5 protein-coding genes are annotated in these 6105 nt (G+C 47.6%); 4 read left to right on the forward strand and 1 reads right to left on the reverse strand.

Annotation, left to right across the window (positions count from 1 at the left end):
- From speF to pdxY, 4 genes are all read left to right on the forward strand, one after another.
- On the forward strand, positions 1–2046 hold a 2046-nt coding region (gene speF, locus CAG69_RS02985), incomplete at its 5' end, for an ornithine decarboxylase SpeF (RefSeq protein ID WP_161442660.1).
- A 61-nt stretch (positions 2047–2107) separates the two neighbouring features.
- On the forward strand, positions 2108–3418 hold the full coding sequence (potE, locus tag CAG69_RS02990) for a putrescine-ornithine antiporter (RefSeq protein WP_005396773.1): 1311 nt from the start codon (positions 2108–2110) through the stop codon (positions 3416–3418).
- Between the two features lie 147 nt (positions 3419–3565).
- Complete coding sequence (locus CAG69_RS02995; protein WP_005396772.1) at positions 3566–3754, forward strand: AbrB/MazE/SpoVT family DNA-binding domain-containing protein; 189 nt, start codon at positions 3566–3568, stop codon at positions 3752–3754.
- A gap of 101 nt (positions 3755–3855) precedes the next feature.
- The gene (pdxY, locus tag CAG69_RS03000; RefSeq protein ID WP_161442662.1) at positions 3856–4725 is read left to right on the forward strand and encodes a pyridoxal kinase PdxY; all 870 of its coding nucleotides are present in this window, start codon (positions 3856–3858) and stop codon (positions 4723–4725) included.
- A 72-nt stretch (positions 4726–4797) separates the two neighbouring features.
- Here the strand turns inward: pdxY and sstT are convergent, their stop codons facing one another.
- Positions 4798–6015, reverse strand: a complete 1218-nt coding sequence (gene sstT / locus CAG69_RS03005) for a serine/threonine transporter SstT (protein WP_005396770.1) — start codon at positions 6013–6015, stop codon at positions 4798–4800.
- Positions 6016–6105: the final 90 nt, after the last annotated feature.

Here is a 6105-nt window from a genome sequence, read left to right on the forward strand (position 1 = left end):
ATTATTACGTCAGCAGACATTAAAGCGGGTCTGCACAGAATGATCTCGGAAACAGGGTACGGAATTCCTGTTTTCTTAGTGACCGATGAAACTCCAGTTTCGGCAGAAGATTACGTTTGGTTAACGGGGGTTATTGATTTAGAAAGACAATCTATCGATTACTACTGCCGTCAAATTAATGAAGCTGTGACTAAATATGAGTGTCGTCTGCTCCCTCCTTTCTTCAAGCAATTAACGCACTACGTTGAGATGGGTAACTCGGCGTTTGACTGTCCAGGGCACCAAGGTGGTCAGTTCTTCAAAAAACACCCTGCTGGTAAACAATTCTACGATTTCTTTGGCGAAAACCTATTCCGTAGCGACTTGTGTAACGCGGACGTGGACTTAGGTGACTTACTGATCCACGAAGGTTCTGCACACCAAGCGCAAGCACACGCTGCAAAAGTATTTAACGCTGACAAAACTTACTTCGTACTCAACGGTACTTCTGCTTCAAATAAAGTGGTGTGTAACGCGCTAGTAACTGAAGGTGATTTGGTATTGTTCGACCGCAATAACCACAAGTCGAATCACCACGGCGCGTTAATCCAAGCGGGTGGTATGCCAGTTTATCTAGAAACAGCGCGTAACCCTTGGGGCTTCATTGGTGGTATGGATGAGCACTGTTTCGATGAAGAGTACATTCGTGCTCAAATCGCGAAAGTATCTCCAGAGCGTGCACGAGATGAACGTCCGTTCCGCCTGGCCATCATCCAGTTGGGTACTTACGACGGTACAATTTATAACGCTCGTTACGTCATGGATAAGATTGGCCACCTTTGTGACTACATCTTGTTTGACTCGGCATGGGTAGGCTATGAGCAGTTCATCCCTATGATGAAAGACTGTTCGCCACTGCTGCTGGATTTGAAACCAGAAGATGCGGGTGTGATCGTGACTCAGTCTGTTCACAAGCAACAAGCTGGCTTCTCTCAAACGTCGCAAATCCACAAAAAAGACCGCCATATCAAAGGCCAAGCTCGTTACTGCAATCACAAACGCTTTAACAACGCGTTTATGATGCACGCATCGACATCTCCTTTCTATGCGTTGTTTGCAGCATTGGATGTGAACGCGAAGATCCACGATGGTGAAGCAGGCTTACGTTTATGGAGCGACGCGGTTAAGACAGGTATCGAAGCGCGTAAAGAAATTCTCAAAAGTTGTGAGTTAATTCGTCCGTTCATTCCAAATGAAATTGAAGGTCAACCTTGGGGCAGTTACGACACTGATGTGATCGCGACCAACAAGAAGTTCTTCATGTTCGAGCCAGATGCAAACTGGCACAAGTTTGAAGGTTATGGCGAAGGTCAATACTTTGTTGACCCATGTAAATTGTTGCTAACCACGGCAGGCATTGCCGAAGACGGCAGCTACGCAGATTTCGGTATTCCGGCAACGCTATTGGCGAACTTCCTTCGCGAAAACGGCATCATCCCTGAGAAGTGTGACTTGAACTCCATCTTGTTCCTACTCACTCCAGCGGAAGATATGGGTAAGATCCGTCACCTTGTCGCGCAAATCAACCGATTTGAAAAATTCATTCGTGATGATGCACCTCTCAGTATCGTGCTACCAGGCGTCTACGAAGCGAACAAAGAGCGCTACCGTGGTTACACCATCCGTCAGCTATGTCAGGAAATGCATGACATGTACAAAGAGCTGAACGTGAAACAGCTACAAAAAGCGATGTTCCGCAGTGAATACTTCCCACAAATGGTTCACAAACCAGACGTGGCAACACGTAAATACTTCCGCGGTGAATGCGATTACCTACCACTTAAAGAGGCCGTCGGCCGCGTAGCCGCCGAAGGTGCACTACCTTACCCTCCAGGCATTATCTGTGTGATCACTGGTGAAATCTGGACTCAACAGGTGGTGGATTACTTCTTATCTCTAGAAGAAGGCATCAACCGATTCCCAGGCTTCGCGCCAGAAATTCAAGGTGTGTACCTTGAAGATGTCGACGGTCGCACTACCGCACATTGCTATGTCCTAAAAGATTAATCTACCCGTTCGCACCACGCTCCGGCGTCGGTGCGAACCGCTTATTCGTGGAGAATAATTTATGAGTACTGAAACTAAAAAAATGTCGGTGGTGCAGTTAACCATTCTGACGTTCATCAACATGGCTGGCTCCGGTATCATTATGCTGCCAAGTAAACTGGCGCAAGTGGGCACCATTTCTGTGTTATCTTGGCTGATCACGGCTGCGGGCTCTTTGGCGTTGGCTTATGTGTTTGCAAAATGTGGTCGCTTTAGTAAACGTGACGGCGGTATGAACGGTTACGCGTCTTACGCATTCGGTAAATCGGGTGCGTTTATGGCGGGCTGGACTTACGGTTTGTCGCTCCTTATTGCGAATATTGCGATAGCGATTACCTGTGTGGGTTACGGCTCCGCATTTTTTGAAGTGACCCTATCTCCGGTCGAAACCTGTTTGTACACCATCGCCATTCTTTGGATTTGTACTTTCGCTAACTTCGGTGGTGCGAAAATTACAGGTCAAATCGGCACCTTCACGGTATGGGGTGTGATCCTACCGGTATGTTCGCTAGGTATTGTTGGTTGGTTCTGGTTTAACCCAACCATGTACATCGAAGCTTGGAACCCACACCACCTGCCATTTGGTGAAGCTGTGAGCGCTTCTATTGCCATGACACTATGGGCGTTTCTTGGTCTTGAATCGGCTTGTGCGAACTCTGAAGCAGTAGAAAACCCAGAGAAGAACGTACCAATCGCAGTATTGGGCGGTACGTTGATTGCTGCGGTGGTTTACATTGTATCGACAAACATCTGTTCTGGTATCGTTGCAAACTCTGAGCTTGCCGCTTCTACCGCGCCATTCTCAACCGTATGGTCTGTGATGCTTGGCTCAGCAGCAGGTAAAGCGGTTGCTGGTATGGCGGTATTGGCTTGTGCGGGTTCTCTATTAGGTTGGCAGTTCACTATCGCGTCAGTGTTCAAATCATCTTCTGATGCGGGCTTCTTCCCTAAATTGTTCTCTCAAGTGGACAAACGTGGTACGCCAATCAAAGGTATGGTGGCCATCACGGTTATCCAATCGGTGCTGTCTTTAATGACTATTTCTCCAACGCTGAACGAGCAGTTCGAAGCGCTGGTTAACCTAGCGGTAGTAACGAACGTTATTCCTTACATCCTATGTATGGGCGCAATTTTCATCATGCAGCAAGTGGCGCACGTGCCAGAGCGCGAGATGAAAACCACCAACATTATCGCTCTGATTGGTTCCCTATACAGCTTCTACGCGCTATATGGTTCTGGCTACGAAGCGATGATGTGGGGCTCAATCGTCACCTTCCTAGGCTGGAGTGCTTACGGTCTGATTGCTGCCAAGCATGAGCCTTTAGCAAATTAAAAAATAATAATGAAAGAGCCTTCCCAAACGCGGTGTGGAAGGCTCTTTGTTTTTAGGCGCTTATGCCAAGCCCAAGTCAGAACAAGGCTCTTGGGAATAAATATCCAATGATGTGAAAACTCATTTTCGACATTTGGAGGACGAAAGATGATAAGTCAACCTGTTAAAATCGGTGACGATACCGCCGTAGTCATTCCAAGCGTAATCCTGACTCAACTCGGGATAAGGGAAGGAGATACCCTAGAAATCGCACTGAATAAAGACAAAATGGAAATCAAGAAGATGGTGTTGAAAACCAGCGCTCCAACTTACTCTGAAGAAGTTAACGAGAATTGAGTTAGAGAATCTTGGTTTGTCGGATACACTACTGGTTTCGCAAAACTGGCGCTTGCCGCTGTCTTTGAACTATCGATAACAACAATAAGAGGTAAGGTACTATGCAAGGTATCCTCTCTATACAATCTCATGTTTCTTTTGGTCATGCTGGTAACAGCAGTGCCGTTTTCCCAATGCAACGCATGGGCTTCGAAGTATGGCCGATTCATACCGTTCAATTTTCTAACCACACGCAGTATCAAGAAGGTTGGACTGGGCGAGCGTTTGCGGCTGAAGACATTAGCGAATTAGTTTGTGGTCTTAGTAACATCGGTGCATTGGAAAAGTGCCAAGCGGTGTTGACGGGCTACCAAGGCAGCGCAGAGCAGTGCCTTGCTGTTGAAGAAACCGTGACGAAGGTGAAGCAAGCGAACCCGAAGGCACTTTATGTTTGCGACCCTGTGATGGGCGCGCCAGACAAAGGCTGCATTGTAGCTCCGGGTATTGCTGAAAATCTTCTGACTCGTTTGATGCCAATGGCGGACGTGATCGTGCCTAACCAGTTCGAGCTAAGCCAATTTTCAGAGATGGAAATCCACTCGTTAGACGATGCGATCACCGCATGCCAACGTGCACTAGCGAAAGGTCCAAAAATAGTGCTAGTGAAGCACCTTTACTGCCTAGAGAATGGCAGCTTCAACATGTTACTGGCAACGCAAGAAGGCATTTACTTAGCGAAGCGTCCTCAGTTTGAGTTTGCCAAACAGCCTGTGGGTGTGGGTGATCTTATCTCGGCTATCTTCACCGCTGGATTATTGAAGGGGTGGTCTCCTAAGCAAGCTTTCCAACACTGCCATGACGCGTGCTACGGGGTATTAAGCGCCACTTACCATGCAGGGGAGTGGGAGCTGCAAACTATCGCGGCACAGCAAGAGTTTGTTGAGCCAAGTAAGCATTTCTCAATTGAAGAGGTGGCTCTGGCCACCGCGTAATTGAGCGCAAATAATTAGTATATAAAAAAGGGGAGCCATCATCGGCTCCCCTTTCTATTTATTCTGTCAGTCTTACTGAGCTTTTTGCTGTTCTGATTTACAAACTGCTGCTGTGAAGACAACGTCTGTTGAACTGTTTAGTGCAGTTTCAGCAGAGTCTTGAATCACGCCGATGATGAAGCCAACCGCTACAACCTGCATTGCTACGTCGTTTGAGATACCAAACAGACCACACGCAAGTGGGATAAGTAGTAGCGAGCCACCTGCAACACCTGATGCGCCACATGCAGAAACCGCAGCCACAATACTTAGCAGTAGTGCAGTCAGTAGATCAACTTCAATACCCATAGTGTGCACAGCTGCAAGCGTTAGCGTTGTGATAGTGATTGCAGCACCAGCCATGTTAATGGTCGCACCTAGTGGGATAGATACTGAGTACGTATCTTCGTCCAGTTTTAGCTTCTCACATAGTGCCATGTTTACTGGGATATTCGCCGCACTTGAACGAGTGAAGAACGCGGTTACACCACTTTCACGTAGGCAACGGAATACAAGTGGGTAAGGGTTTTGCTTAGTTTTAACGAACACGATCGCCGGGTTTACAACGAGTGCGATGATCATCATTGCGCCAAGAAGAACCGCCAGAAGGTGTGCGTAGCTTGCTAGTGCGCTAAAGCCTGTTGTTGCGAATGTTGAAGCAACCAGACCAAAGATACCAAATGGTGCAAGACGAATGATAAAGCGAACAATGTGAGACACGCTGTGGCTGAGATCTTCAAACACGGCTTTCGTTGTTGCAGATGCGTGGTGTAGCGCAAGACCCAGACCCACACCCCAAGCAAGAATGCCAATGTAGTTTGCTTCTACTAGTGCATTTACTGGGTTGTCGACCAGTTTAAACAACAGTGTGCGTAGAATTTCAGCAATACCTTGAGGCGGCGTTGCACCTTCAGCGCCGGTGACAAGCGTTAAATTTGTCGGGAAAAGGAAGCTTAGAACCACTGCTGATAGCGCCGCGAAGAACGTACCCATCAGGTACAGTACAACGATTGGACGCATGTACGTGTGCTGGTTTTTCTTTTGGTTCGCAATTGAAGCGGCAACCAAAATAAACACAAGGATTGGCGCGATCGCTTTAAGAGCACCAACAAAAAGGCTACCAATTAATCCTGCACTTTCGGCATGGCTTGGGGAAATTGTGGCGAGCAAAATACCAAAGACAATACCGACAAGGATCTGGACGACGAGGTTACCACGAGCAAATCGGGCAACGAGGCTGTTGTGTTGCATACATCATTCCTGCAATTTTATGGCAGAGCGAGCAGGGCAATAGTCCATCATTACACGGCGATAATGCCCTTGTATTGCAAGGGGTGAGCA

This window comes from Vibrio sp. V43_P6S15P86, from assembly GCF_009904725.1.
Classification (GTDB): Bacteria; Pseudomonadota; Gammaproteobacteria; order Enterobacterales; family Vibrionaceae; genus Vibrio; species Vibrio diabolicus.